Origin of the sequence: Sphingomonas sorbitolis (genome assembly GCF_036663875.1) — a bacterium.
Lineage (GTDB): Bacteria > Pseudomonadota > Alphaproteobacteria > Sphingomonadales > Sphingomonadaceae > Sphingomonas.
In genome coordinates, this window is the sequence record NZ_JAXOJS010000001.1 from 751,805 (window position 1) to 778,465 (window position 26,661).

The 26,661-nt window shown below is 66.8% G+C and carries 15 protein-coding genes and 1 pseudogene; 13 read left to right on the forward strand and 3 right to left on the reverse strand.

What is annotated here, in order from left to right; genetic code table 11:
- Positions 1–59 precede the first annotated feature (59 nt).
- The 9 genes and pseudogenes from U1763_RS03130 to U1763_RS03170 all read left to right on the forward strand — a co-directional run.
- Positions 60–1,283 (forward strand): OmpA family protein, encoded by a 1,224-nt coding sequence (locus tag U1763_RS03130; protein WP_332754073.1) that lies wholly within the window; start codon positions 60–62, stop codon positions 1,281–1,283.
- A 3-nt stretch (positions 1,284–1,286) separates the two neighbouring features.
- Positions 1,287–2,393 carry a hypothetical protein gene (locus U1763_RS03135; RefSeq protein ID WP_332754074.1) on the forward strand — a complete coding sequence of 369 codons (1,107 nt, stop codon included), beginning with the start codon at positions 1,287–1,289 and terminating at the stop codon, positions 2,391–2,393.
- On the forward strand, positions 2,387–12,211 hold the full coding sequence (locus tag U1763_RS03140) for a hypothetical protein (RefSeq protein ID WP_332754075.1): 9,825 nt from the start codon (positions 2,387–2,389) through the stop codon (positions 12,209–12,211). Before U1763_RS03135 ends, U1763_RS03140 begins: the two co-directional genes overlap by 7 nt.
- 273 nt (positions 12,212–12,484) lie before the next feature.
- Entirely contained in the window at positions 12,485–13,189 is a 705-nt protein-coding gene (locus tag U1763_RS03145) for an integrase arm-type DNA-binding domain-containing protein (protein WP_332754076.1), read from the forward strand.
- Between the two features lie 420 nt (positions 13,190–13,609).
- A complete protein-coding gene (locus U1763_RS03150) occupies positions 13,610–13,870 on the forward strand; it encodes a DUF6538 domain-containing protein (protein WP_332754077.1) in 261 nt (86 codons plus the stop codon).
- A gap of 86 nt (positions 13,871–13,956) precedes the next feature.
- Positions 13,957–15,405 (forward strand): tyrosine-type recombinase/integrase, encoded by a 1,449-nt coding sequence (locus tag U1763_RS03155; protein ID WP_332754078.1) that lies wholly within the window; start codon positions 13,957–13,959, stop codon positions 15,403–15,405.
- Positions 15,402–15,647: a hypothetical protein gene (locus U1763_RS03160; protein WP_332754079.1), complete on the forward strand. Its 246-nt coding sequence runs from the start codon at positions 15,402–15,404 to the stop codon at positions 15,645–15,647. Before U1763_RS03155 ends, U1763_RS03160 begins: the two co-directional genes overlap by 4 nt.
- A gap of 127 nt (positions 15,648–15,774) precedes the next feature.
- Positions 15,775–16,125, forward strand: a complete 351-nt coding sequence (locus tag U1763_RS03165; RefSeq protein WP_332754080.1) for a hypothetical protein — start codon at positions 15,775–15,777, stop codon at positions 16,123–16,125.
- A gap of 191 nt (positions 16,126–16,316) precedes the next feature.
- Positions 16,317–16,622 (forward strand): annotated as a pseudogene (locus tag U1763_RS03170) (transposase); the annotation flags it as partial.
- A 117-nt stretch (positions 16,623–16,739) separates the two neighbouring features.
- Here U1763_RS03170 and U1763_RS03175 read toward each other — a convergent pair.
- Entirely contained in the window at positions 16,740–17,465 is a 726-nt protein-coding gene (locus U1763_RS03175) for an SDR family oxidoreductase (RefSeq protein WP_332754081.1), read from the reverse strand.
- 148 nt (positions 17,466–17,613) lie between these two features.
- Between U1763_RS03175 and U1763_RS03180 the strand changes: the two genes are divergently transcribed.
- The gene (locus U1763_RS03180) at positions 17,614–18,510 is read left to right on the forward strand and encodes an AraC family transcriptional regulator (protein WP_332754082.1); all 897 of its coding nucleotides are present in this window, start codon (positions 17,614–17,616) and stop codon (positions 18,508–18,510) included.
- Between the two features lie 342 nt (positions 18,511–18,852).
- A complete protein-coding gene (locus tag U1763_RS03185; RefSeq protein ID WP_332754083.1) occupies positions 18,853–20,184 on the forward strand; it encodes an MFS transporter in 1,332 nt (443 codons plus the stop codon).
- A gap of 204 nt (positions 20,185–20,388) precedes the next feature.
- Here the strand turns inward: U1763_RS03185 and U1763_RS03190 are convergent, their stop codons facing one another.
- The gene (locus U1763_RS03190; protein WP_332754084.1) at positions 20,389–21,276 is read right to left on the reverse strand and encodes a LysR substrate-binding domain-containing protein; all 888 of its coding nucleotides are present in this window, start codon (positions 21,274–21,276) and stop codon (positions 20,389–20,391) included.
- A 34-nt stretch (positions 21,277–21,310) separates the two neighbouring features.
- The gene (gene kdgD, locus U1763_RS03195; RefSeq protein ID WP_332754085.1) at positions 21,311–22,246 is read right to left on the reverse strand and encodes a 5-dehydro-4-deoxyglucarate dehydratase; all 936 of its coding nucleotides are present in this window, start codon (positions 22,244–22,246) and stop codon (positions 21,311–21,313) included.
- 342 nt (positions 22,247–22,588) lie between these two features.
- Between kdgD and U1763_RS03200 the strand changes: the two genes are divergently transcribed.
- Positions 22,589–23,743 carry a mannonate dehydratase gene (locus U1763_RS03200; RefSeq protein WP_332754086.1) on the forward strand — a complete coding sequence of 385 codons (1,155 nt, stop codon included), beginning with the start codon at positions 22,589–22,591 and terminating at the stop codon, positions 23,741–23,743.
- A 55-nt stretch (positions 23,744–23,798) separates the two neighbouring features.
- Positions 23,799–26,651: a TonB-dependent receptor domain-containing protein gene (locus U1763_RS03205; RefSeq protein ID WP_332754087.1), complete on the forward strand. Its 2,853-nt coding sequence runs from the start codon at positions 23,799–23,801 to the stop codon at positions 26,649–26,651.
- The last annotated feature ends 10 nt before the right edge of the window (positions 26,652–26,661 follow it).

The window sequence follows — 26,661 nt, forward strand, 5'->3', positions numbered from 1 at the left end:
GCTCCGATCACGGCACTCACCGCCCGTAAGTCTCTCTTCCGGCGAGGAAAGTAGCCGACATGCCCTTTGATCGAACCACCACGACGACGCGCAAGGAGGCGCCGATCCGCAAGGCCTGGGCGCGGGCGGCCATGGCACCCATCCTGATGCTGACGACCACCGCGACCGAGCCGGTGGCCGGCGCACCGCAGGAAAGCCAGCTCGTCCGGCCCCGGGAGGATGCCAGCCTCGCCAAACTCGCCCTCTGCCTGGGCGAGCTGAACGACGCCGGCGGCGGCGCCTGTCCGGAGGTGACGGCGATACGGTTCAAGGCCAATGGGGACAAGCCCGTCGATCCGTCGCGGGACACGTTGCGCGCGCTCGGGGCGCTGTTGAACGGGATCGAAACGGAGCAGCTGCGCATCCGGATCGCGGGACATGCCGATTGCAGCGAGCATCGGCGGAAAGACCCATATGCCCTGACCCTCTCCTATCGCCGCGCGCAGGCGGTTCGCCGGATGCTCGGCCGGTACGGGCGGGTGAAGGGTCGCCGCATGACGCTGGAGGGCCGCGGCAGCAGCGATCCGACGGGCGATGCCCCACGCATGGCAGATGCGGCATGCGCGACGCCTTCCGCCGCCGATCGACGGGTAACCTTTTCCATCCTGAGCCCGGTCGGGCTCGGCTATGGCCGCCTTCAGGCCGAGCAGCAGGCAACGCCGCTCGCGGGTGCCGATCCCGTGCCGCGCGATAATGCCGACCCGGCCGGCGCGACCACGCAGATCGCCGAGACGCGGGCCCGTGCTGAGGTGTACGCCGCCGCCGGCGACCTGCGCACGATGAGCGAGGGAGGTGTGACGGCGCTGGCCGGGCGGGCGGAGGCGGCGGCTCGACGTGCCGCAGCCGGCGAGCGGGCGAGGATCGCCCGCGAACGGCGCCCCGGCGCCCGCCGCGTGGCGGTCGACCAGGGCACGACAACGGTGGTCCGCTATTTTCCCCAGGGCCTGACGCCCGGCCGGTATGACTCGGTCGATCTCGGCCGCGTGCATCCGCTGCTGGCTCCTGCGGCGACCGGGAGCGCCGCCACCGCGTGCGCGGCGACACCCGCCCGCTGGGTCAAGCTGGGCAGCGTGTCGCTGCTCGATCGCAACGCAGGCCAGCTTTATGCGCGGCTCAGGGCTGTGCTCGTACGTGGCGAGCGGACATCGGAACGGCATCTTCGCGTCGCGATCATGCTGGATATCGCGGATGGCGACACGGTCTCGGCGAACGCACCCCCCATCCCCGCCGCGCCGGGATATTAGGCGTTGCGGGAACGGCTGACACCCTTTCTACGTGCCGCACTGAGAGGCGGCGAGCTGCCGGCCGAGATCCCGGACGAACCGGCATGGCGGACCGCGCTGTCGGGACCATGCGGGGTTCCGGCGGCGCAATCGGCTCCGGCGGATATCGGCGGGCTCGTCGCGGCGGCGGTTGCCGCACTGCCCGCGACGGCGGAGGACGTGCTGGCACGGGCCTATGATCTCAACCCGCGCGGTTTCGTGCGGCTGGATCCCGGCATGCAGCTCTGCGTCACGCCGGCGGAGCCGATGGTCGCCACCGGCAACGGCATCAAGTTCCGCCTCGGCATGGGAAGCGACCGCTGCGCACTGCTGCGCCGCTTCACCTTCGACTCTGGCCGATCGGCTCTCAGCGTCGGCAGCATCGCCGCGACGCGTTACCGCGATCCCGGCGATCCAACCGACCTGCCGTTGCTGGGTACCGACCCGGCCGACGACCAGGGACCGTCGAACGTCGACACCGAGCAGGTGGTCGTCACGCGCTTTGCCGATCTGCTGGACCTCGCCCGCTCGTCGCCTGCCTATCTCATCGGCTCAGCCAGGGACCTGCCGGCCTGGGCAGGCGCGCGGTGGGTCGACGGCACCGAACGCGCGGATATCGTGCTGGGGCTGAGAGCGCCCCAGGACGCGATCGGAAGCGATCTCGGCCTGCTGCTGGTCAACCAGTTCTACGCCGCGGCCGGAGAGGCGTGCCGCACCGGCGGGGAGCCGCTCCAACTGCCCGAGCAGCCGCACATGCGAACGCCCGGCCGCTATTGGCTCGGGGGCAATCCGCGCGACGCTCTGGAGGCCGCAGGCCAGGGCTGGTGGGGACGCTGCACGACGGTCGAACGCGCAGCCGAGATCAGCGTGCGACTGCCGGTGCGGCTGCGCGACGGGACGACCGACGTCGCGATCGGGACGACATGGGGCGAGCTCGCATCGACCGTGCCGGGGACCGAACGGACGCTCGCGCGGGCGGCGCTGCGATCCCGCGCGGCAGCCTTTGTGTTCGCCGGGCAGGCTGATGTGGCGCTCTCGACACGTGCCGCCGCCCGTCTGCCGATCATGCTGGGGGACAATGCGCCATGGTGAGGTTCACGCGATACCTGAACAGCAGGATATTCATCATCGGCGACGTTCACGCCGCCCGTTGCGGCATCATCGCGCCACGTGTCGCCGACAACATGCTCGATCTCGATGCGAACACGCCGCAATTCCATTCCTTTGCCTTCTGGAACTCGCTCGCCGACGCGACCATAGCCGAGATCGCGGCACTGTTCGCGCAACTGGAAGGCGACGAGGCCGCGGCGCCGCCGAACGTCGGCTCGGTGCTGTTCCGCAGTGTCGACGCTGCGGCGTTGAGCAGTTTCTTGCGCTTCTCGCGCACGCCGCCCCATGCGGTGACGCAGACGAGGGAGGGCATCTGGCTGACCGGTACGCGGGCGTTGCGCGACAACCGGTACCGCCTCAACTTCAACCTCAATGCGTCGCCGATCCAGCTTCGCGTCGCGGGCTCCGACCTCCGCTTCGGACAGCCCTATGGTCAGATCGGACTGGCAAAGGCCAACATCCGGCCGCTGCCGCTTCGCGGCGATCTGGCGTTGCCGCTCGCGGACGTTGCGGCCGGCGTCCTGCGCTTCGCGGTGGATATCACCGACGAAAGCGGGTTTGCTGATCTGTCGGCGCGATTGCGGGCCGATTTCACGCGGCCCGGCGACCTGGGCGAGCGGGACCACGCGCCCCGGTTCTTTCCGCTGTTCCGGCCGTATCGTTCGAAGGCCGGCGGCGTCCACACGATCACGCTCGGCGGCGACGTCGATCCGTTCGATCTCAGCCCGGACCGGTCGCAGCTCGCGCTTCGCGCAACCGCGCCGGACGGGACGCCGGGGCTGATCGAAACGCATCTCGTCACCAACTACGGCCATCCGGTGCTGCTGCGCCGTCCGCCGGACACGGCCATTGACAGCGGGGCGGCACGCGTGCCCCGCTTCGTGTTCTCCGATCAGGGTGGCGCCAAGGGCATCAAGGCCGATGTGAGCCTGCTGCCCGACGGCGACTTCGATCTGGTGCTCCCCCCCGCCCCGCCCGGCGCGACCGCGCGCGAGAGCTTCGGCATCGTCTGCGGCCTGTCGGAACGCGAATACCTGCCGGTCACCACGGGGCAGCGCCTCGCCTTTCGTCCCGACTTTCCCGCTTATGCAGGCGAACTTCCGGCCAGGGCCGACACGCAGGTCGACAAGCGCTTTGACGCGACCACGCGATCCTCCTGGCTCGCGGTGTTGAACGCGGACGGCACGCCGGCAACCACCGTGATCTCGGAAGACCGCGAATTCTCGCTGTTCAGCCCGGCGTCGCCGCCGGCGACTGGCCAGGCGCCGGCGAGCGGGACGACGTTGAAGCACAGCCCGGTTCCGCTCAAGCCCAAACTGCTCCGCGCGCTGAACGCGGACGCCGCGGCCGACAAGAGCGCCGACACCGTTCGAGCAGCGTGCCTGCCCGTCTTCCCGTGGAAGGGCGTGAAGGTCGCGAGCGCGACCGCCGGTGTATCTAAGCGTGCAGGGCGTTTCGCCGGCCCCGAATTGCGGTGGATCGAGCAGCGCGTGCTCCATCCCAACCGCCGCGCGCTGGTGGAGCCCGACGGCGGCCCCGCGCTGGCGGCTGGCCGGGCCGAGGTGCGCCACACGCCCATGGGCCTGGAAATGCGGGTCGATGCGGGCAACAGGATGCAGACGCTGGTGCTCGCACGGACACCAGACACGGGCGACGGCGCCGGCCCGATGCTGTCGCTGGAACTCGACGGCATCCAGCCCGCGCTCGCCGACGCGCTGCTGCGGGCAGACCTGTTCCTGGTGGCCGACCAGCTGGGCGATCTCGCGCGACTGGGCAGCGGCGTCTCCATCGCCGGCTGGCGCTTCGACGCCGACCTGGCGGGAAGCAGGAAAGCGGATGCCGGCACGGCGGACGGCGAGGGTCCGATCCTCATCATCAAGGGTCGCAAGGGTCCGCTCACCGAACTCCTCGACCTGCACGAAGGCTGGGCGCTGCCGGAGGAATTGTGCTCCGAGCTGCCGGCCACCGTGGCCGACCGGGTCCGGGCCAAGCACAAGGATCGCCCGAAGGCCCCGACCAACCAGGAGGAAGCGGCGACGCAGAAGGCGGCGTTCGCCAGGATCGACGCGATCTTCACAGATCCCGAGTGGACGGGTGTGCTGATCTACGACGTCAGGCTCGATCCCGCCGCCGTCCCCGATCAGGTCACCGGCCTGCTGGGTGGCGTGGAGGGCGTGCTGCGCGCCCATCACGTCGGCCTGGACGTGCGCCGCGTGGAGCCGGGCGAGGAGCCGAGCGCGACGCCGATGTTCGGGACGATGGCCTATGTCCACGCCAAGGAGGACGAGGCACCGCCGCTCGATGGCCACCATTACGCGTTCCAGCTCGCCCGGCTGATCGTGTCGTTCAACAACGGGCTGATTACCCACTTCCTCGCACGCGGCAAGCTCGTAACGGAGCGCCTGTTCGACGGCGAGGCGACCGATGCCGCCCCCCCGGCCACGCGCGCGGCTGCGTCCCCTGTGCTCGACATCATCGGCCGCTACGAGCGGCGGATCGAGAACGGGCAGGCGGTGGAGGTCTATACCTTCGAAACCGCGTTGCAGGGCAACGGCCGCGTCATCCACATGCCCGAAGGCGGGCTCGTCAGGCAGGTCAGGCTGCGCAGGATCGCGTTCGTCACGCTCAGCGTCGACCGCCCGGCAACCGGCCCAGTATCGGCCAAAACGCGTTTCCTGCTCGACGGCGAGATCGTCTTCAATGCGTGGCCGAAAACGGGCATGACGCTGCTGCCGGACGGCGCCGCGTTCCGCTTCGCGGGTCTCGGCATCGACTTCGACTTCGAGTTGATCGCCGGTGGCGGCATCAGCATCCAGGGGTTCTCGTTCAGCCCCGGCGGCCTCAGCTTCGACTTCGGCAATCTGCCGAGCCTGTCGGGGATGCTGGGCAAGCTGCCGTTCCGGTTCCGCACCTTCGAATGGTGGCCGGAGGGGATCGACCTGCCGAAGCTCGGCTTCAAGTCGCTCAAGGCCGGCCGCGGCGACGGCAGCATCGATTTCGGCAATTACGGCCTGACGTTCGACCTATCGCTGGGGTCGCTCGGATCGTTGGCCAACAAGTTGAAGGACTTCAAGCTCAGCCTCTTGCTCGGCTTCGGCTTCGACTGGAAGACCGGCAGGCTTCCCAGCTTCGCGCTCGGCTACAAGTTCGCCGGCAGCGGCGGCAGCGGGCTGGATATCGGGCTCGGCAACGTGCTGCGCATCCGCGCGGACGCCTATGACGTGGGCAAGCATCCTAGCCGCGACGACGTCTATTATTTCTACGCGATCAACGCGCGCGTCCTGGTCCAGGGCCATGAACTGCCGAAGAAGGCGCGGCTCAATCTCTTCGCCTTCGTTGATCCGACACCGGCACCGCTCGCGCTGCCCGCGCCCGCGCGGCGTGGCCGGGCGGCGGCGCTACCGGAGCCGCTGACCAACATCGGCTGGTTCGGGGTCATGACCAAGACCGAGCCCGACCAGAACGGCATGGTGTCGCTCGACACCTTGGCGCTCGGGCAGAAGATTGTCCTGTTCCCAGGCGGCGATCGGGCCACGACCATGTCGGTGGCCGGCTATCTGAAGAAGATCACCGACGAACTGGGCACGCTGCCGGAAAACGTCCGCGAGGCGCTCGAAGAAAACAAGATAGAGGTCGTCACCAGCGAGCTGCTGGCGCGCATCGGCTATGATCCCGATCGCGCCTGGATGATCGGCATCCAGGCGAAGGTTGCGCGGCTGATCGAATTCGGCCTGCTGATCCGCGACCCCGACCTGTACGGCATCCATATCAACTTCGCGAACGGCCTGATCGACCTCGACATTCTTTACCGCAAGCTCTCGGACGAGCTCGGCGTCTATTCGGTGACGATCGTGCCGCCGGACTCCATCCGGCGCATCACCACCGGCCCGGCCGATATCATCCTGCCGGTGGTGGGCCTCGATTTCTACACCAACGGCGGGTTCCACGCGGACCTGGGCTATCCGTACTATCGCGATTTCTCCAAATCCGCCAGCGCGGAGATCCTGCCGTTCGTCGGCAGCGGCGGCATGCGCCTGGGCCTGTTCCGCGGCGGCGGGTCGCAGCTCGTTCCGACGCCCCGGATCGCGGGCTACCGCTACGATCCCGTGGTCGAACTGGGCTTCGGGGTCCGCGTGGGGCTCGGCAAGAGCTTTGAAAAGGGTCCGTTCCGCGCTGGCGTATCGCTGACGGTCTTCGCCTATCTGGAGGGTGCGCAGGGCCAGCTGAAGCAACCGGACAATCCCGGCCCCGGGGCGAAGCCGGCCTCGACCTTCCGCGTCCTCCGCGGCGCGGTCGGCATCCTCGGTGAAATCTACGGCTTCGTCGATTTCGGCATCATCAAGGCGCGGGTCGAGATCGTCGCCTATGTCGAGGGCAGCATTCGCCTGCGGACCGACGACGCGACGCTGCTGGCGTACAAGGCCGGTGTCACCGTCAGGATGTCTGTCGTGATCGGCAGGATCAAGATCTTCGGCAAGAAGATCGAGATCCGCATCACCCTGAGCTACGGCACCACCATCGAATACCGGATGTCGCTCGGCAAGCGCCGCGGCGACTGGGACGACGTGTACGACGAGCCCGCAGCGCTGCTGCCCAAGCGCCGGCGATTGCGCGAGTGGATCACGCTGAAGGGCCCCGACCTCCACGCCTGGCTCGTCGCGCCGGTGGCCTGGCAGGCGGGGGACCCGCGAACGCTGGGGCTGAACGCCAAGGTGCCGCTACCGCTGTGGTTCACGCCGGACATGACGGCCGGGCTGGACGCGAAAGGGGACGCTGAAGCCGAGGCGGTGTTCAAGCTCTCCCTCCAGGCATCGGACCCCTCGGCCGAGCCGGTATCGCCCTATGACCAGTTCGCGCGGACGGTCACGCTGTGGACGATCTGGAACGGGCTGCGCGACCGGCGCCGCCGCGCCGGCACCGATCCCCACGGCTGGCAGGTCTCGCCCGACGAGCTCCAGGAGCTGGCCGACCGGATTTCTGGCGAGGCGCTCGGCACGGGAGGAAAGGTCGATCGGCTGCCGTCCTATGGCGTGTGGACCGCATTCCTGGGAAGCTGCTTCGACGCCGCAATCGGCCAGCCGCCCGACGCCGCGACGAAAGGCGAGGCGCAGGAGGCAGTGGCGTTCCCGATGCCCGGCGAGGTCGGGCTATTGCGCCATTTCAGCGCAACGACGGTGGAGACGCGGCTGGCGGACGGCCGCTTCGTCGACCGGGATTTCAGGCAGACGATAGAGGCGCAGTTCGCCTGGCTGAGGCGCTATTGGGAAGCGCAACAGGCAGGAGCGGCAGCGGTCGCCGCTCCGCCCGTCCTCAGCCTCGCGGAGACCATGTTCGAGGAGCAACTGGGTTTCCTGATGCGCAGCTTCGCGCAGGCGGCCGCCGACCGGCATCGCATCGGCGGCGACATCACCGTGCGCCAATTGCTCGACGATCTTCACGGCAAGGACGGGACATGGCCGCTCCGCTCGGCGGGCAGCGCGGCGAGCCGGTTCTATCTCCACGGCCTCGCGCTCGAACGGGCGGATGCTACCGCCTGGCCGTCCGTCCGCCCGCACATTCCCGCACCGCTCGGCGAGATCGGCGACGCGGACCCGGCGGCAGCCATGCCGATCTATCGCTATGCCAGCCTGCAACTCGGCCTGACCGTCAGACCGTCCCCGCGCTCCGCACCGGTCGTCGCGGACGCGATCGGCCTGCGCCTGGCGCCGGCCACGCCTGCGTGGTTCACGCTGGCGCCGGGCCTGGAGCGGGTCGATACGGGCCCCGATCGGATCAGCGACGTAGTGGCTGCGGCCGACCGCCTTGCCGACCATGCCCGAACGATCCGCTACGTCGCCGGGATCGACGTCGAGCGACTGACCGAGCTGCGGCCGAACGTCTACGCGCCCCCCGCCGTGCGCCCGCTCGCCGGGTCTCGTGACCTTCCCGATGCGCGCGTGCTGCATCTCCCCAACGACCTGATCCGCAACGACAAGCTGCCGGTCAACGGTCTCGACGTGCGCGAGCGCGCGCTGGGGAGCTATGAGGATGGTCGCGCGATCAGGGTGAAGCCTGCCATCGTGCTCGACCTGCGCTTGCGACGGGTCACGGACGTGAGCCGGGACAAGCAGGGCCGCACGCTGTACGAACTGATCGGCGCGCGCGAGGCCGACCGGCTGCTGCTCGATGGCCTGACCGCCGCGTCGGGCACCGCCGCCCCGCCCACCGTCCGGACGATCGACCTGTATGCGCCGCATCTGGCGGACCAGGAGACCGGCGCGGTCGCACATTGGCGACCCCTGGCGCACACGGCGCGGGTCATCCAGTCGAACCTGTCCTCGGAACCGCGCCCGCAGGCGGCGCGGGCGTTCGGCATCGCAAGCACCTATCAGGCCGAACAGGACGAACCGGCGGCCTTTATTGAACTGTATCGCCGGGCATCGATCGTCAATTCCCCCGGCTATTGGCTGCTGGTGGAGGAAGACGGCGGCGGTGCGCCCGAAATCGAGCTGCTGCTGGTGGCGAGGCTGGACGGCGCCACGACGCTCGCGTCCGTCAATGCCCTGTGGACCGACGATCCCGGCGCGGGCAATGACATGGTGATCACCATCCGGGCGGGAGGCGAGATCCGGCTTCTGCCGCGGCCGGGCGAGATGCCGATCCTGGTCTCGATAGCCAATCCGGCCTTCGCCTATCGCGTGGACCACGGCAGCCACGTCGAGCATCTGACCTATGACCAGCTTACCGCGCGCGCGGATAAGCACGGCGTGTCCAGGGCCAAGCGCGCAGCCTATGTCGACGCGCTCGACGCGCAGACGGCCGACGCGACGCTGCGCGAGCGGTTCGACCTGCTCGAGGTCCACGTCGTCGGCAATCGCGACTTCAGCGGGACACAGCCCGGCCGCCTGCTGCCCGTGGGCAACACGCGCGGCGACGCCGATCCGTTGCAGCCGCCGGCCGAACTCTCGTTCCAGCATATTCTGCCGCTCTATCCGCTGCTGAAGAAGGCGGCGGATACGCCCTATGCGGCGGTCGGCCTGACACTGGACGTCAGGTTCCGGCTGCGCGACATTCACGGCAACGCCCTGCCCGGCCCCGCCCGGCCGGGTGCGGACGAGTTCGCGACGCCGGTGACCGTCCGCTATTGCGACGGGCTTCTCGCGCCCGCGGACCTGCCGTACCTGCAATGGAGCTGGGACACGGGGCGGCCGGGCAGCGTCAAGCTGGTCGCCGCCTTCGACCGCAAGTCGTTCGAGGATGGTCTGCCCCCCGGCCCCGCCGGCTCAGCGCCGCGGGCCGAGCGGCTCGCCACGATCGGGCGAATGTTCCGGCTGGCGCTCTGGCAGGTGCAGGGACCGGGCTTTTCCGCTGCGGTCCGCACCACGCTCGCGCGCCATCCCCATCCGGATCCCGACGACCCCTGGGCACCGGCACGGCCCGCGGACGTGGTACTCGATCCCGCTACGCTCGCCGCGTTCTTCCGGGCCATGATGCAGTTGGGCGAAGGCAACCCGCCGCCGGCCGGCGATCCCGTGCTCGCGATCGACGTCGCCATCCCGGTGCCTGCGAGCGTCGCCTTCATCGAGCCGGGGCTCAGCATCGTATTCCAGCGCGACGCCGCGCTGGTTCATCCGAGCGTGAGCACAGTCGGCAACGCCACGGAGACGGCGCTGCGCGTGCCCATGGCGCACGAGCTGATCGCGAGGGAGGAGGATCGCCGCGCCGCGGTCGGAGCGTTCGCCCTCCGCTTGGCGAACGACGTGCTCCGCAGGCCCTATCGCGGCGCCACGGGCGGCCCGCAGCGGACGGGAGCGAGCGGCGCCAGCCTGTGGCTGGTGCGCGCGGACGTGCTGCCGAGCACCGCCGCGGCGCATGCCGTTCCCAAGTTCGTCGCCATGCCGCCGCTGTCGAACCGGCCCGAGTCCTTCAAGAACCTGGAATATCCCACGTTTGCGCTCGGCGACGAGAAGCGACGCGACCTGGTCGACGTCGATCTCGACGCTTACGCCCAGATAGCGCTGGAGCGTATCGAGACCCTCGTGGCCCCCGCCCAGCTCGTCCGCCTCTCCGCCATCGCCGAAGGCAAGGCGCTGATCGAGACGGCGCTGGCCACCAAGGAACAGCTGGCCAAACGGCTGTCGGACCGGGCGATACCGCTGCTCGCCACCGAAATCTTAGACCAGAGCGTGCTGGACGATGCGCGGGCGGGTCTGCGTTCACGGCTGACGGCGCGGCTGACCGCCGCGTATGAGATCGATACGCTGCTCGCCTATGAGCTTGCCTGGGCAAGCGGTTCGGCCGGCAGCGAGAGACGTCCTGCCGTCCTGGGGCGACTGGAGCTGGAGACGGCGCAACCCGATCGGAGCGCGCCCGGCGACCTGCTGCTCGTTGCCCTGCCCAGCCCGCGATCCGGCGGCCGCACGAGCCCGCTGATCGCCCCCTACGACCTCCTGCCGACCGGCAGGACCGACCCGTCGACCGGCACCTCCGATCTGTCCAACCCCACCCCGACCGTCGAGGTCGGCGACTTCTGCGTCACGCACGTCCAGCGCCAGCCGCAGCTTCCCCGCGACCAGATCCTCGCCCTGCCGGCGGCGGAGCGCTATCGGGCCACCCAGTGGCTGCGATTGCTCGACCCGCATGTCGTCAAGCAGTTCAACGGGCGGATCGAGGTTCCGGTCGCCCTACGCCGGCTGCCCGAAAAGCCGATGATCGTCGAGCAGAGCTTCGTCCCCAAGCCCGCGCCCGCCGCGTCGCTTGCGGACTGGCGCCGGTGCGTGCTCGCCGGGCGCTGGAAGTGGAACGGGACGGCCTGGGACAATCCCGTCGCCGTGGCGCGGTACTGGATCTCCGAAACCGCGCCCGTTCCCTTCGTGCAGGCGGATGGCGGGACGCTCGGCAAGGCATTGCTGGTGTTCGTGCTGGCGACCGACAGCTGCTGGTCGCAGATCACCGCACCGGCGCCCTATCCCGTCGATCTGCTCCGGTATCTCGAGGGCAGGCTGCAGGCGCTACAGCAGGTCAGCCCGCTGGCGTTGGCGGGTGGACCGCCGCCGATCGAGGACAAGGTGCGCTGGCGGTTCAGGAACGGCGCGTGGACGGTCGATGAGCAGACATTGCAGGACAAGCATTCCGTCCGCTTCACACTCAGCGACACGACGGGGGAGGTCAGCTTCGAGAATATCGACGTGATCCGCTATTCGCGAGCGCAGTTCGGCCTCGAACTCTTTCGCAATCGCGCCTTCACGCTCGGAGGCGCGTATCGCGATGCGAGCGACGCCTTCGTCTACCATCTGAAGGACATCTGGGCCGCAGAGCCGCTGACCCCGCATGTCAGGCGGACCGGCGTCCTGCCGTTCGATACGCCCCGGACGTTGCGGCAGCATATCGCGGCCTGTCTCGATGGCGTCTTTGCGAACAGGCTCGGCCGGCACCGGTTCGACGTGTACCTGGCGCTGCTCCCCATGGCGCTGCCCGACGCGCTCGCCGGTTCGGCGGACTGGCCTGGCGTGCCGATACCGTCGGTCGTGGGCCTTTATTCCGACGATCCGCCAAGCTGGAGCATGATCGCCGACGCGGCCGAAGCCTGGCTCGCGCCGGCAGAGCTGAACACGGCCAAGGGCCATATCGACCTGTGGGTCCGTGTCTACCGGCAGGGATCGAGCGCGGAGGGCGGGCAGGCGGTCGCCGAAACCCAGCCGATCTTCGAGGCGACCCGACTGCGCATCCCGCTGAGCGCGATCTCCGATCTGCCGAAAGCCTCGCCTGCGCCCGATGCAAAGCGCGCCGAGGCAGGCACTACGCGAAGTCGCCGGCGGTGAAATAGCGACGTCGCCGACCGTCCGGACCGGCCAGCGTTCATGTCGGCATTTGGGAAGTTGGCGCTCCCGGAACGATTCGAACGTCCGACCCTCAGATTTGTGTTCTGATGGTTCAAAATCTCGCCCAGCCCCATCTTGCAATTAAATCCCTGTACTACAGGTGCTTAGGCGCAAACCCTGGCAGGCTTCGTTGCGGCCTGGTTGCCTACGTGGGCCTGCGGGGGCCTGCGTGCCAGGTTTTGGTGCTTGCTGGGTGATTGCTGAAGCGACCACATGCCGACCATCAGATTGACCATACGGAGCCTCGACGCCGCTCAAGCCGCAGGCCGCGATACGTTCTTCTGGGACCCCGATCTGCGTGGTTTCGGGTTAAAGGTGACGGCGGCCGGTGCCAAAAACCTATCTCGCGCAATACCGCATGGGCGGGCGAGGGGCAAAACCCGACGGTACACGATCGGTAAGCACGGCATCTGGACGCCGCCCACTGCTCGAACCGAAGCCGAACGCTTCCTGCGGTTAGTTGCGACCGGGATCGACCCGCAAGCCGCAAGCAGGCAGCGCGGGCGCCTCGACCAGGAACTCGCGTTCGCAAACTACGCAGAGCGGTTCCGACGAAACTACGGCAAGCGCGAATGGCGGCCGCGAACCTATGCTTCGGCCGAAAGCAACGTCACACGCCGGGTTCTGCCGGTGCTCGGGCGCAAAAGCCTGCCCGAAGTCAGTCGACGCGACATCATCGAGGTACTGGATCGACTGCCGCCAGACAGCCCCGCCCTGCCCCGCAACGTCTTCGCACTCGTGCGCAAGCTGTTCGCATGGGCCGTCAAGCGGGGCGATCTCGACCGCTCGCCGCTGGATGGCATGAAGAGCCCACCCGAAAGCAGACGGGCCGCTATCCACCAGTTTGACCGATATGCGGACGGTCCGCATTCACCAGTATCAGCTCGAGCGGCCTCTCTGGCTCGATCGGCGAACTGACAGAGGCGAATGGTTGGACATGGAAGCAAGCTAGTCCGCTTGGTTACCGGTCGGCAGACAACGCCCTCGTCAATGATCGACCGAAGGCAATCAACCGTCCCCCGGCAATTGGACGGCAGAGGGGCTCGCAATCGTGCCCGCGACCGCGCCCGCGTGAAGGAGTTGGCCGTTGACCCGGAGCGGCGAAAACTTCACAGCATACGCCGACAAGCCGGACGGACAGGCCGCCCGGTGTGTACAGTGGATGGGTACAGAGACCATCCGGCAGGATACCAGAAAACGGCGTTTTTCCGCCATTCCTTTGGTATCATGTCCCCTCTCGTAGGGGTCACCAGCTTCGGTCACGTCGCGGAAACCGCGGATTTACGGCACTTTCGTCCTCCGCAGGTATAGCGGACAGGTATAGAAATGCCGTTGTCAGTGCGAATCTCCACCCCCTGGCGGAAGCCCGATACGGGCATCTACTATCTCAACCGTGCCGTTCCCGAGCGGCTCCATGCCGAGATCGGCCGGAAGTTCGTCCGGAAGTCGCTGGGCAGCCGCGACCTGGCTAAGGCGCAGCGCCTCATCCTCGACGCCTATCTTGACTCGCAGCGCGAATTTGACGCGGCCGATGCGCACCTGGCGGCGCGCTGGCGGTCGCCCGCCATCTCGCCGTTACGACACGTCCCGGCGACCTGAACGCGAGGTGGCCGACGTTCGGGCTCACGTACTGGCTCGAGCAGGCCGTGCAGCAGGTCTTCGGCATCCCGTCCGGGATGCCTCCCATGAGCAGCCTCGACGATGCGGCGACCCGCAGCGAGTACGTCAACCGCCGCCTGTGCGGCGACAGCTGGCTCCAGACCGCGCGCCAGCAGCCCCGCTCGAAGTGGATGGAGCTCGCGGATACTGTGCTCGTGCCGGTCTACGAGTCGGCCGATCCGCCGATCCCCAGGCTGCCGGCCAACGACCACGCCATCGCGGATGCGTGGAACGTACGGCTCGTCGAGGACAACGTACGGTTCCATGCCTTCGTGGAGGAGCCCTACCGGGCGGGATCCAAACCTCGGCTACGCCCCGAATTGCGCTTCGTCGAGCTTCTGGGCCTGTGGAAGGAGAAGCGGAAGCCGCGGCCCCAGAGCTGCGCCGAGGCGGAGCGCACGGTGCTCGACCTGCTCGACTATGTCAGAAACATCCCCGTCGGAAGGCTCACGTCGGATGCACTCATGGACTACCGCGACGAGGCGGAGAAGCTGCCGGTCGCCATGTCGCGCGAGGATCGTGCCCTGCCCTTCCGCCAGCGTGTCGAACGGCTGTCCGACGGTCCGGGCCCACGCGTCAGTGGCGTGACGGTGAAGAAGCGCGTCGGCGCCATTCAGGCCCTCCTCGGCTTCGCCTTCCAAGAACGCTGGATACCGGAGAACGTCGGCGTCGGCCTTAAGGTCGAACGGGCCTCCCGCACCGCCCGCACCCGGCGCAGCTTCCGCAGCGACGAGCTCGCGACGCTGTTCGCCGGCGACCTTTTCCTCCGTCCGGACCTTCTGCTGCGCAGGCGCACGACGGTCAGCGACGTGACGCTCTACTGGCTCTTCGTGCTCGGGACGACATCGGGAGGACGCATCGAGGAGGTCGGACAGGCGCGCGTGGCCGACGTGAAGATCGATGCTGGCATCATCTACATCGACATCGACGATGCGACCGACCCGGCGGAAGCGGGCACCGAGCATACCAAGAGCGTGAGAAACGACGGTTCGCGCCGGATCGTGCCCGTGCATGATCGCGCACTTTCGCTCGGGTTCGCCTATTACGTCGAATGCCTACGGAGGATGGGCCAGACTATGCTGTTTCCGGATCTCCAGGCCAACCGGTTCGGAAAGGTGACGCAGAACGCTAGTCAGCGCTGCAATCTTGTCATCAACAATACGGTCGCCAAGGATCCGAGACTGGTGTTCCACTCGCTCCGTCACCGGTTCAAGGACGTGGGCCGCGAGGCGGGCGTGCAGGAGCGCGTGCTCGATCAGCTCTGCGGCCACATGCCGACTTCGGTCGGCGGAAGGTATGGCGACGGCGCCAGCATCGTTCCGCTCAAGGCAGCTCTCGACCGGATGACGTTCGACGCGATCGACTGGCAGGGGGTGCTGCGGAGCAACCGCCTGATCGACTGGCAGGCCGCCACCGCGGAGGTTGTTCGGCGCGTCGCGGAACGGACCGGGCCAAAGCCGGCGGTCGCGGCATGATCCGGCCCGTCTATGCGCTCTTGGACAGCTGCACGAACGAGCTCGTCCGCATCGCATGGAGCATACACGGAGCCCTTATCGACGCCGTCGTCGAAAATCCAGATCTCGTATTCGACGACGGCAGTCCGCTCGACCTGGCCGGCCTCGAGGAGCGGCTGAGCGTGGCGTCGATAGTGCACTTCTACGTCCACGGGGACCCGAACCCCGTCGGACGGGTCGAACGGCATCAGGTGGGGGCGTAGCGCACGCATCCGCAGTATCCGTGAAGTGGAATCCCGCATGAGATATCCCAAGGTCCGATACACTCGCCTGCGAGGCGACTATCTGGAACTTTCTTCGTACGACGGTACCCGACGAGGAGTGGCGTTCGTGAACGAGGCGGCAGCCTCCGCGGCGGTCGACCTCGACCGGGCCGCCATCGACCTGACCGCCATCGGCTCCGGCTTCCTCCCGCGCGGCGCCGTCATGGTCTCAAGGGCGGGCAGCGGCGACGTCGACAGCATCCTGGACGAAGTCGACCTAGGCGATCGGCGCGATCCGCTCGCGACTGTCCGGCTCAGGTTCTCGATCGATCTGCTCGTCAGGGCGAGTGAATGGATCGACAAAGAGCGGGACCGGGAGGCGAGGCGGAGGGATCCCGCAGCCGCCCGCCGCTACGAGGGCATCGTGGACGAACTGGTGGCATTCGGCTTCAGGTCGGGGGAGCCGGGGGAGCCCTGACGTTCCGGCTTTCCCGACCCCGAACGGACCGGGGGCGGCGATCCAACTCGGGTACGCAGGACCCGGCAGGCCTCTGCCGGAACTCGGGCGACTGGTACGCCGGCGGGATCCTGAGCTGCCCGGTCGGCTAGGGTCAGGACCTATTGATCTGAGAGGCACGATCTGATTCAGGCTCCGTGAGGAGACCGCGCATGAGCGACCTGTACTGGCTGACCGACGAGCGGATGGCGCGGCTCGAGCCATATTTCCCAAAGAGCCACGGCAAGCCGCGAGTTGATGACCGGCGGGTGTTGAGCGGCATCGTTTTCGTCAACCGTAACGGACTGCGCTGGTGCGATGCACCCCAGGAGTATGGCCCCCACAAGACGCTCTACAACCGGTGGAAACGGTGGGGCGAAAGGGGTGTCTTCGTCCGCATAATGGAGGGGCTGGCTGCCGCGAGCGCCACGCCCAAGACGATCATGATCGACGCAACTTACCTGAAAGCACACCGCTCATGTCCATTTAGTAGCTTCCTGTAACCGGACATACGTTCATCGCGGTTCGACGAGCTAATTGTGTCCGCGAACCGGTCGTTTGGGCGTGCCCGCCACGGCACCGGCACGCCCAAGTACTCACATGTCGGCTGCGGTCGGACGTACGATCACCTCATTGATGTCGACACCCTCCGGCTGCTCAATGGCATAGCGAACGGCTCGCGCGATCGCCTCCGGCGTCAGCGACTTCTTCCGCCATCCAGTCAGTGCCGCCGCAACCTCGGGGTCGGTGATGTCATGCCCCAGCTCGGTGGCAACTACGCCCGGCGAGATCAACGTCGAACGGACCTTGTCATGCTCCTGCCGCAGCCCCTCGGTAATGGCGCGCACGGCATGTTTGGTGGCGCAATAAACCGCGGCGGTCGGCATCACCATGTGCGCGGCAACCGAGGCGACGTTGACGACATGGCCGCTCCGCTGAGCCACGAACCGCGGCAGAACCGCGGCGATGCCGTTGAGGACGCCGTGGATGTTGACGTCGACCATCCGCTTCCACTCGTCGCGCTTCAGCGCAGCGAGCGGCGAGAGCGGCATCACGCCGGCATTGTTGACCAGCACGTCGACACGCCCGAAGCGCGCTTCAGCCGCCTCCACGAACGCGTCGAAATTGCCACCGTCGGTGACGTCGAGTACGCGCCAGGCGACGGTCTCGCCAAGTTCCTCCGCCAGTGCCTTCAGGCGCTCTCCGCGACGCGCGCCGATGAACAGCCGGGCACCGGTCGCAGCCAGTTCGCGCGCAGTTGCCTCGCCGATCCCGCTGGACGCACCGGTGATGAGTACGACCTTTTCGATATTTCCTGCCATGATGCAGCCCTTCCGTTGTGGTGACCGGACGCAGATGGGCTATCGCCCGTGTCGGGCGTTAGAGCGATCGCCCTAATCGCTTGCACAATCTTCCAGAATTAGCGTCGGGCGCTTGCCCAAGACGCGTGAGTGGGGAAGGATCATCGGCATGGACCGGATCGCTGAACTCTCCGCCCTCATCGACCGACACTTCGTGGGCACAGGCATTTGCAGCACGGCGATGCCGCATTTGTCGCTGATCCGGGCGGATGCGCCGAGCACCCCCACGCCTGCCGTCTACGAGGCCTCTCTTTGCCTAATAGCCCAAGGGTCGAAACGGGTGTCGATCGGCGAGCACAGCGTCCTCTATGACGCGGCCCATTACCTCTTGGTTTCGGTCGAATTGCCGCTCGTCGGTCATGTGCTCGATGCGAGCCCCGAGCGACCCTATCTCTGCTGCAAGATCGATCTCGATGCCGCGATGCTGGCGGATCTCATGGCGAACGAAGGCGGCGGGGTGGCCCGTACGGATTTGCCTGTGCTCGGCGTCTACCCCGGCGATCCTGACCTGATCGACGCGGCATGCCGGCTGGTTGGGCTGCTCGACCGACCCGACACGATCCGCGCGCTGGCGCCGTTGATAGAGCGCGAGATCCTCTATCGTCTGCTCACCGGACCGCACGGTCCGATGCTTCGTCACATCGCAACCGCTGGCAGCCACCTCAATCAGGTCAGCCGCGCGATCGCCGCCATCCGCCGGCGTTTCGATGCGCCGATCCGCATCGACGATGTCGCAGCCGAGGCCGGGATGAGCTCCTCCTCGCTCCACGTGCACTTCAAGGCAATCACCCGCATGACGCCGCTGGAGTATCAAAAGCAGCTGCGGTTGCAGGAGGCCAGACGTCTGATGCTGGCGGAGGGTGCCACGGCGAGCACGGCAGGCTTTGCGGTAGGCTATGAGAGCCCATCGCAATTCAGCCGCGAATACAGGCGACTGTTCGGTGCGCCTCCACGTGCCGATATCGAACGGCTCCACGCCGCGCCGGCAGCGGCTATGGCGCTGTGACGATAGCTTGGGTCGCGACCGGTCCTGCGAACAACTGCGATCAACTAAGGTTGGCAAGAAGACCCAGAAGCGGACGCTCGGCGTGTCCAACAGCCTACTCAGCTTCGGTCATTCGTTCATCGCGAACGATTACGCCTTCGATTGGCCGGAACGGTACTCTTTGGTTACGCACCTCACTAGCTGCGCACGCCCGTTCAACGTTCGGTTCTCTCTCAACGCAGCGATCCCGATCGAGCCAATCCACGACTGGATCGAGTTGCTAACCAGCTTGGACTGCTCGTCCTACTGCCCGTATGATGGCAAAGAGCCACGCACAAAAATGGCGTTCGGGAGAGTGTGGACGTGGCGATTTACGAGCATGATGCGAAGCCTGTCGGCGGCAAGCCGACCAGGGTTCGGTACGGCATCATCGCGCTGATCTTCATCATCACGTCGCTCAACTATGCGGATCGTTCGACCTTTTCGATCGCCGGCAGTGCGGCATCGCAGGATCTCGGCATCTCGACCGTGCAGACCGGCTTCATCCTGTCGGCCTTCGCCTGGGCCTATGTGCTCGCGCAGATCCCGGGCGGGTTGCTGCTCGATCGGTTCGGGACGCGGCGGGTCTATGCCGGCGCTATCGCGATCTGGTCACTGCTGACCGCGATGCAGGGGCTGGCGGGGCTGGTCGCGCTCCCCGTACTGGCGATGCTGTTCGCGTTGCGCTTCATGGTCGGCGTTGCCGAGGCACCGTCGTTTCCGGGCAATGCTCGGCTCGTTGCGGCGTGGTTTCCCGGCAGCGAGCGCGGCACCGCATCGGCCGTGTTCAACTCCGCGCAGTATTTCTCGCTGGTGGTGTTCGCGCCGCTGATGGGCTGGCTGGTCCACGAGCATGGCTGGCGCAGCGTGTTCTGGGTGATGGGCGCGCTCGGGCTGGTCGCGACCGCAGTGTTCTGGCTGTTTATCCGCAGCCCGGTCCGCCATCCCCGCATCAACGCCGCCGAACTCGCGCTGATCGAGGCGGGCGGCGGGCTGATCCACATGGAGGAAGGCGCTGGCGTGAAGCAGGTGTTCAATTGGCACAATGTCCGCCAGCTGCTCGCCAACCGGATGCTGCTCGGCATCTATCTCGGTCAATATTGCATCAATGTGCTGACCTATTTCTTCGTGACGTGGTTCCCGATCTACCTCGTCAAAGAACGCGGTTTGAACATCATGGAGGCAGGGATAGCCGCCGCCGCGCCGGCGCTGTGCGGGTTCATCGGTGGACTAGTCGGTGGGTATCTGTCGGACACGCTGCTGCGCCGCACCGGCTCGCTCGACATCGCGCGGAAGACGCCGTTGGTGATCGGCATGCTGCTCGCGACGCTGATCATCGCGTGCGTCTTCGTCGAGGCGGAATGGCTGGTCATCACGCTGATGGCGGTCGCGTTCTTCGGCAAGGGCGTGGCCTCGCTCGGCTGGGCGGTGATGTCCGACGTCGCACCGCGCGAACTGTCGGGGGTGGCGAGCGGGATCTTCAACATGTTCGGCAACGTGGCGGGGATCGTCACGCCGATCGTGATCGGGTTCATCGTTGCCGGGACCGGATCGTTCGACGGCGCGCTGGTGTTCGTCGGGCTGCACTGCCTGCTGACGATCTTCGCGTTCCTGGTGGTGGTGGGGCCGATCAAGCGGGTCGAGCTGAAGGTGTAAGTCGCGTCGAAGCTGCCTCCAATTGATCGCACCGTCTTCAGCTGTTTGAATTGCAACCGCTTCGAGCCACTCCGTCACCCCGGACTGGTTCCGGGGTTCACGGTTCCGCCAACTAACCTCTCCCAATAATGCGGAGCCGTGGACGCCTGAACAAGCCCGGCATGACGGAGGGCGGGGGGCTCATACTGAGCAACGATCGGCGCGTCAGCCGAGCGTGTCGAGGCAGAGCTGGCGCATCGGAGCAAGTGCGGGGTTCGAATTGTCGCGACGCCATGCCATGACCAATTCTACTGGGTTTTCCGGCTCGGTCTGAATCGTGCGGAACTGGACGTCAGTCATGTGCAGGCTGGTCGCCGCTTGCGGCACGATCGCTGCGGCGAGCCCGGCGCGGACCAGTCCGAGCATCGAATGGATCTGCGTGACATGCTGGACATAGTCCGGCTCGGCACCGGCGTCGGCGAACAGCTTCAGCAGCATCTCGTGGAAATAGCCTGCGCCCTGCCGCGCGTACATGATCAGCGGCAGGCCGTCGAAATCGGCGGGGACGAGCACGCCCCTCGCCTGCCGCGGATCGCCTGCGGGTAGCGCTGCGATCAAAGGTTCGCGCAAGACACAGACCGACTCGAACTCGTGGCGATCGATCGGCGGGCGCACGAACGCGACGTCGATCAGCCCGGTCAACAGCGCATCGACCTGCTCGGACGTGACCATTTCGCGCAGTTCGAGCGCGATGTTGGGTAGTCGGGCAATCGCCTGTGCGACGATCCGCGGCAGCAGGTCGTAACCCGACACCGCGGTGAAGCCGATCACGACGCGCCCCGCATCGCCGCGCGCCACGCGCCGGGCGGACAGCGCCGCGCTTTCTGCCAAACGAAGGATGCGCCGTGCCTCGATCAGGAACGCGCTGCCCGCAGGCGTCAGCCGCACCTGGCGGCTGGTCCGTTCGAGCAGCATTACGTCGAGGATGCGTTCGAGCAGCTGGATCTGCCGGCTGAGCGGCGACTGCGTCATGTTGAGACGCTGCGCCGCGCGACCGAAATGCAGTTCCTCGGCCGCCGCGACGAAACACCGGAGCTGGCTGAGGTCGAACATGGCCGACATCTATAGAGTGCCGACCACTAGAATGTCACGCCGCGCGCTTGACCGCGGCTGGCGTTGCCTTGGCGATCAGCACGGCGAGATCGCGCTCCTCGTCCGCGCTCAGATCGGTCAGCGGAGTGCGCACCGGCCCGGCATCGCGGCCGACGACGCGCATGCCCGCCTTGACGATCGACACCGCATAGCCACGGCTGCGGTTGCGGATCGCGATATAGGGCAGCACAAAATCGCGCAGTTCGCCCTGCACCTTGGCATGATCGCCGGCACGCACCGCCTTGTAGAAGTCGAGCGCCCATTCGGGCATGAAGTTGAAGATCGCCGACGAATAGGTCGTGACGCCCATCGTCAGATACGGCGTGGCGAACGTCTCCGCGGTCGGCAGGCCACCGATATAGGTGAGCCGGTCACCCATCCGCGAATGGACCCGCGCCATCAACTCGATGTCGCCGACGCCGTCCTTGTAGCCGACCAGATTGGCGTTGCGCTCACATAGCCGCGCCAGCGTCTCGTCGTTCACAATCGCGTTGTCGCGGTTGTAGACGATCACCGCGAGCCCGGTCGACTTGCACACCGCATCGATATGCGCGGCGAGGCCTTCCTGGTTGGACGTGGTCAGATAGGGCGGCAGCAACAGCAGCCCGTCCGCGCCGACCCGCTCGGCACCGCGCGCGATCTCGCAGGCGATCGCGGTGCCATAGCCGCAGCCCGAGATCACCGGCAGCTTGCCCTTGGCTTCGGCGACGGCTGCGCCGACAACGTCGACGACTTCGGTCGGAGTCAGCGAGAAGAACTCGCCCGTACCGCCGGCTGCAAACAACCCGGCCAGCTCATGCTCGAGCATCCACGCGCAATGCGCGCGATACGGATCTTCGAGGAACGCGCCCGCTGCGTCGAAATGCGTGACCGGGAACGACAGCAACCCGCCGCCGATCGTCTTCGCCACGTCTGTAGGACTAAATGCCATTCTATGCTGCCTCCCCTGCCGCGCCGAACCTTGTCCGCCGGCGCTGGATCACTGATCACCGGGTCTATGGCAGCGGTATCATGCGGTCCATTCCAAAGGCGCAATCGATCGATGCCGTGGTTAGCATGATCCACCATGTGCCCGTCGCGACGACGCATAAGCACCTGTGCCTGGTACCAAACGCGATGGGATCAACATTCGTCTGGTCCCGAATTGCATCGAACGATCCAGGATTGGCAATGGAATTCGGTCCAGTCCGGATGCAATAGGCATCGTCCGGGCCAGAGATGCCCGGACCGGACGGACGGAAACATCTGCCGCCGACATCGAGGGGAGGACTGGATGCATCGTCGCACGTTCATGCTGGGTACCGGTGCCGCCGCTTCGCTGTCGGTGATCGGCGAGGCCGCTAAGGCGCGGACCCGCCAGACGCAGTCGCGCCGCCCCGCGACGCCGCCCGCCGCGACCCAGTACCGCATGAAACTGGGCTGCCAGAGCATGCCGTCCACCGACGCGCATTTCGAAGTGTTCGCACGCTACGGCGTCCGCAACATCTCCGCGCGCGCCACGGTCGCCGATGGGCGGATGTACCCGACCGTCGCCGAACTCACGACGCTGAAGCAGATGGCGGAGCGCCACGGGTTGAGCCTCGACATGCTCGAACCCGAGATCCTCAACTCCACGCATATCGACCGCGAGAAGCACCCCGGCATCATGCTCGGCCGGGACCCCGATCGCGAGCGCGAGATCGAGGCCTTCGCGACGACGTTGCGCAATTGCGCCGCGGTCGGCATCCCGTGCGTGAAATACAACATGAGCTTGCTCGGCGTGCTGCGCACCGCGCCCGTCGAGGGTCGTGGCGGATCGAAATATTTCGGCTGGGATCTGGCGAATGCCAAGCCGGCGACCCCGCTCACCCGCGCCGGCCGGGTCGACGCGACCGAGTTCTGGAAGCGCATCACCTATTTCCTCGACCGGATCGTACCGATCGCCAATGAGACCAAGGTGCGGATCGCCTGCCACCCGCAGGATCCCGGCACGCCGCCGGGCGGATACCAAGGGATCGACAACGTGCTCGGCACGATCGAGGGACTCAAGCGCTTCGTGCTGCTCAACGAGAGCCCGTATCACGGCCTCAATTTCTGCCAGGGCTCGGTGTGCGAGAATTTGACCGACCCGGCCAACCAGATCTTCGACGTGATCCGCTGGTTCGGCGAGCGGAAGAAGATCTTCAACGTCCATTTCCGCAACATCCACGGCGCGCGCAACAGGTTCAACGAGACCTTTCCGGACGAGGGCGACATCGACATGGTCCGCGCGCTGCGTACCTATGCCGAGGTCGGGTATGACGGGATGATCATGCCCGATCACGTACCAGGGATGGACGATCCGCTGGTCGTCGACGGCAAGCCGGTCTGGACGCCGCGGGCCGAGAATTTCGCCTTTTGTTACGGATACATCCGCGGGCTGCTGCAGTCCGCGCAACGATCGGCCTGAAGGCCGTCACACACATAACGGCAGGCCGAAGCCCGCCACCCAGGGGAGGAAAGACATGATCAACCGCAAGACCGCATTCTGCGGCGCCTCGGCGCTCGCCATGATGATCGCCGGCACCGCGACCGCACAGGTCCAGCCACAGCCGCAACCGGCCGTCCCCGCCGCGTCGCCTTCGGCCAGCGTCACCGCCGACGGCACGTCGCCTGCCGCCGATACCGGCGCGGCGCAGATCAGCTCGGCAGGCCCCGCCCCGAGCGAGACCGCGGATGCGGACATCGTCGTTACCGGCAGCCGCATCCCCGCCAACGGTTTCGGCGCACCAACGCCGGTGACGGTCGCCAGCGCGACGCAGCTCAACGCCGCGGTGCCGACCACGCTTGGCGAAGCGCTGAAACAGCTCCCCGCGCTCTCCTCGTCGGTCGGTCCGCGCGGCGCGCAGACGTCGAGCGGCCAGGGCGGCGCATATCTCAACCTGCGCAACCTCGGCCCGACGCGCACGCTGACGCTGTTCGACGGTCGCCGCTTCATCCCCAACGACGGTAGCGGCCAGGTCGACACCAATCTGTTCCCGCAGGCGCTGGTCGAGCGCGTCGAGGTCGTCACCGGCGGCGCGTCGGCGGCCTATGGCTCGGACGCGGTCGGCGGCGTCGTCAACTTCATCATCAACAAGAAGTTCACCGGGCTGACCGGCACGATCCAGGGTGGCGTTACCACGTACGGCGACAATGCCGAGCAGAAGTACGAGCTCGCCTACGGCACGCCGTTCGCCGGGGGCCGCGGTCATTTCCTGGTCAGTGGCGAGTTCTTCCGCAACGAAGGCGTCGAGGATCGCCTGAGCCGCAGCTATTCGCGCAAAAGCTGCCAGCCGATCGCGCTGCCCGCCGGCTCCGCTACCTCGCGCGAGTTCGCCTGCGACGTGCGCGTCGCCAACGCGACTTTTGGCGGGCTCATCACCGGGCCGACCGCATTCCGCGGCACGACCTTCGACGCGAGCGGCCAGCCGATCCCGTTCATCTACGGCACCAGCCTGACCAACTCGACGATGATCGGCGGCAGCGGCCCGCGTCCGCAGTTCGCCCCACTGATCTCCGAGCTGGAGAAGCACATCGCCTATACGCGCGCCAGCTATGAGCTGACCGACGCGGTCACGGTGTTCGCGGAGGGCAATTACGGCAAGACGCACAACGATTATCAGGTCGGTTCGTACAGCAACCAGACTGGCACCACCGCACTCGTGATCCGTCGCGACAACGCCTATCTGCCGACCACCATCCGCGATCGCATGACCGCGCTCGGCACGCAGACGCTGACGATGGGCCGCTATGACGACGATCTGCCGCGTACGCAGGTCAACGCCGACAACGAGACGATCCGCGGCGTGCTGGGCCTCGAGGGCACCGTTTTCGGCGGGTTGAAGTGGAACACCTATGTCGAGGCGGCACGCAACGATCGCCACCTTGCGCTGACGAACGATCTCATCCAGCAGAACTACGTCAACGCCGCCGATGCGGTGGTGAACCCGGCGAACGGCCAGATCGTCTGTCGCTCGACCTTGACCACGCCCGGCAATGGCTGCGTGCCGGTCAACGTGTTCGGTTTCCATGCGCCGACCGACGCCGCGCTGAACTACGTTACCGGCACCAATACCGCCGACCAGCGCTTCAAGGAATTCGTCGCGGCGGGCTCGATCGCGGGTTCCGCGTTCCAGAATTGGGCGGGCGACGTCGGCTTCGCGGCGGGCCTCGAATACCGCAAGCAGAGCTTCAACCAGACCGTCGACGCGCTGTCGGAGGCGTTCAATCCGGTCACCAATGCTGAGGGTGCGTACCGCGTCGGCAATGCCAAGGCGCAGAGCGGCGAATATGAGGTCACCGAGGGCTTCCTCGAAGTCGACGTGCCGCTGCTCCGCGACGTCAATCTGTTCAAGGCGCTCGACTTCAACGGTGCGGTGCGGCGCACGCATTATACCACCAGCGGGTCGGTGACGACATGGAAGGCCGGGCTGACCTGGGCCATCAACGATGAACTGCGCTTCCGCGGCACCCGCTCGCGCGATATCCGGGCGCCGAGCCTGTACGAGCTGTTCCAGCGCGGCACGACCAGCTTCCAGCCGCAGGTGTTCGACCGCGCGACCAACAGTACCGCGACCAACGTGCGCTCGGTCGTGCTGGGCAATCTCAATCTGACGCCCGAAGTCGCGAAGACCACGACGTTCGGTGCGGTCTATTCGCCGTCGTTCCTGCGCGGGTTCAACGCCTCGATCGATTTCTACGACATCCGGATCAAGGACGCGATCGCCTCGCTGTCGTTCCAGCAGACGCTCGACGACTGCTTCAACGGCAGTGCGGCAAGCTGTGCGTTCGTCCGCCGCAACGATGCGGGACAGCTGATCCAGATCGATCTGGTGACGCAGAACCTCGCCGCGTTCGACACCCGCGGGATCGATTTCGAGGTGAGCTATAAATCGCGCATCGCGACCGACGCGAACCTGTCGCTGCGGCTGCTCGGCAATTACGTCGATCGCTATATCCAGCGCACGCCCAACGTCGTCGCGGTCGATCGCGCCGGGCAGATCGGCACTGCGCCGCACTGGCGGATGACCGGGCAGGTCCAGCTCGACGCCAAGCCGTTCAGCGTCTTCACGCAAGGCCGCTTCATCGGAGGCGGCGCGTACGACAAGGGCACCGTGCCGACCGATCTGGCGCAGCGCCATTTCAACGGCCAGCTGCTGATCGACACGCGGATCGGCTACAAGCTGCCGATGGGCGGCGACGTCGAGACGTATCTGAGCGTCACCAACGTCTTCAACCAGCTGATCAACCCGTATGTCTCGAACGGCCCGTCGGGCGTGCAGGACTTCGACTCGATCGGCCGCACCTTCCGCGCCGGCGTACGCTTCACGTTCTGACCTTACGATC

Excerpts from the sequence above, each read along its gene's own strand:
- U1763_RS03130 (WP_332754073.1), top strand. The coding sequence starts at position 60 with ATGCCCTTTGATCGAACCACCACGACGACGCGCAAGGAGGCGCCGATC.
- U1763_RS03140 (WP_332754075.1), top strand. The coding sequence starts at position 2,387 with ATGGTGAGGTTCACGCGATACCTGAACAGCAGGATATTCATCATCGGC.
- U1763_RS03145 (WP_332754076.1), top strand. The coding sequence starts at position 12,485 with ATGCCGACCATCAGATTGACCATACGGAGCCTCGACGCCGCTCAAGCC.
- U1763_RS03155 (WP_332754078.1), top strand. The coding sequence starts at position 13,957 with ATGAGCAGCCTCGACGATGCGGCGACCCGCAGCGAGTACGTCAACCGC.
- U1763_RS03160 (WP_332754079.1), top strand. The coding sequence starts at position 15,402 with ATGATCCGGCCCGTCTATGCGCTCTTGGACAGCTGCACGAACGAGCTC.
- U1763_RS03175 (WP_332754081.1), bottom strand. The coding sequence starts at position 17,465 with ATGGCAGGAAATATCGAAAAGGTCGTACTCATCACCGGTGCGTCCAGC.
- U1763_RS03180 (WP_332754082.1), top strand. The coding sequence starts at position 17,614 with ATGGACCGGATCGCTGAACTCTCCGCCCTCATCGACCGACACTTCGTG.
- U1763_RS03190 (WP_332754084.1), bottom strand. The coding sequence starts at position 21,276 with ATGTTCGACCTCAGCCAGCTCCGGTGTTTCGTCGCGGCGGCCGAGGAA.
- kdgD (WP_332754085.1), bottom strand. The coding sequence starts at position 22,246 with ATGGCATTTAGTCCTACAGACGTGGCGAAGACGATCGGCGGCGGGTTG.
- U1763_RS03200 (WP_332754086.1), top strand. The coding sequence starts at position 22,589 with ATGCATCGTCGCACGTTCATGCTGGGTACCGGTGCCGCCGCTTCGCTG.
- U1763_RS03205 (WP_332754087.1), top strand. The coding sequence starts at position 23,799 with ATGATCAACCGCAAGACCGCATTCTGCGGCGCCTCGGCGCTCGCCATG.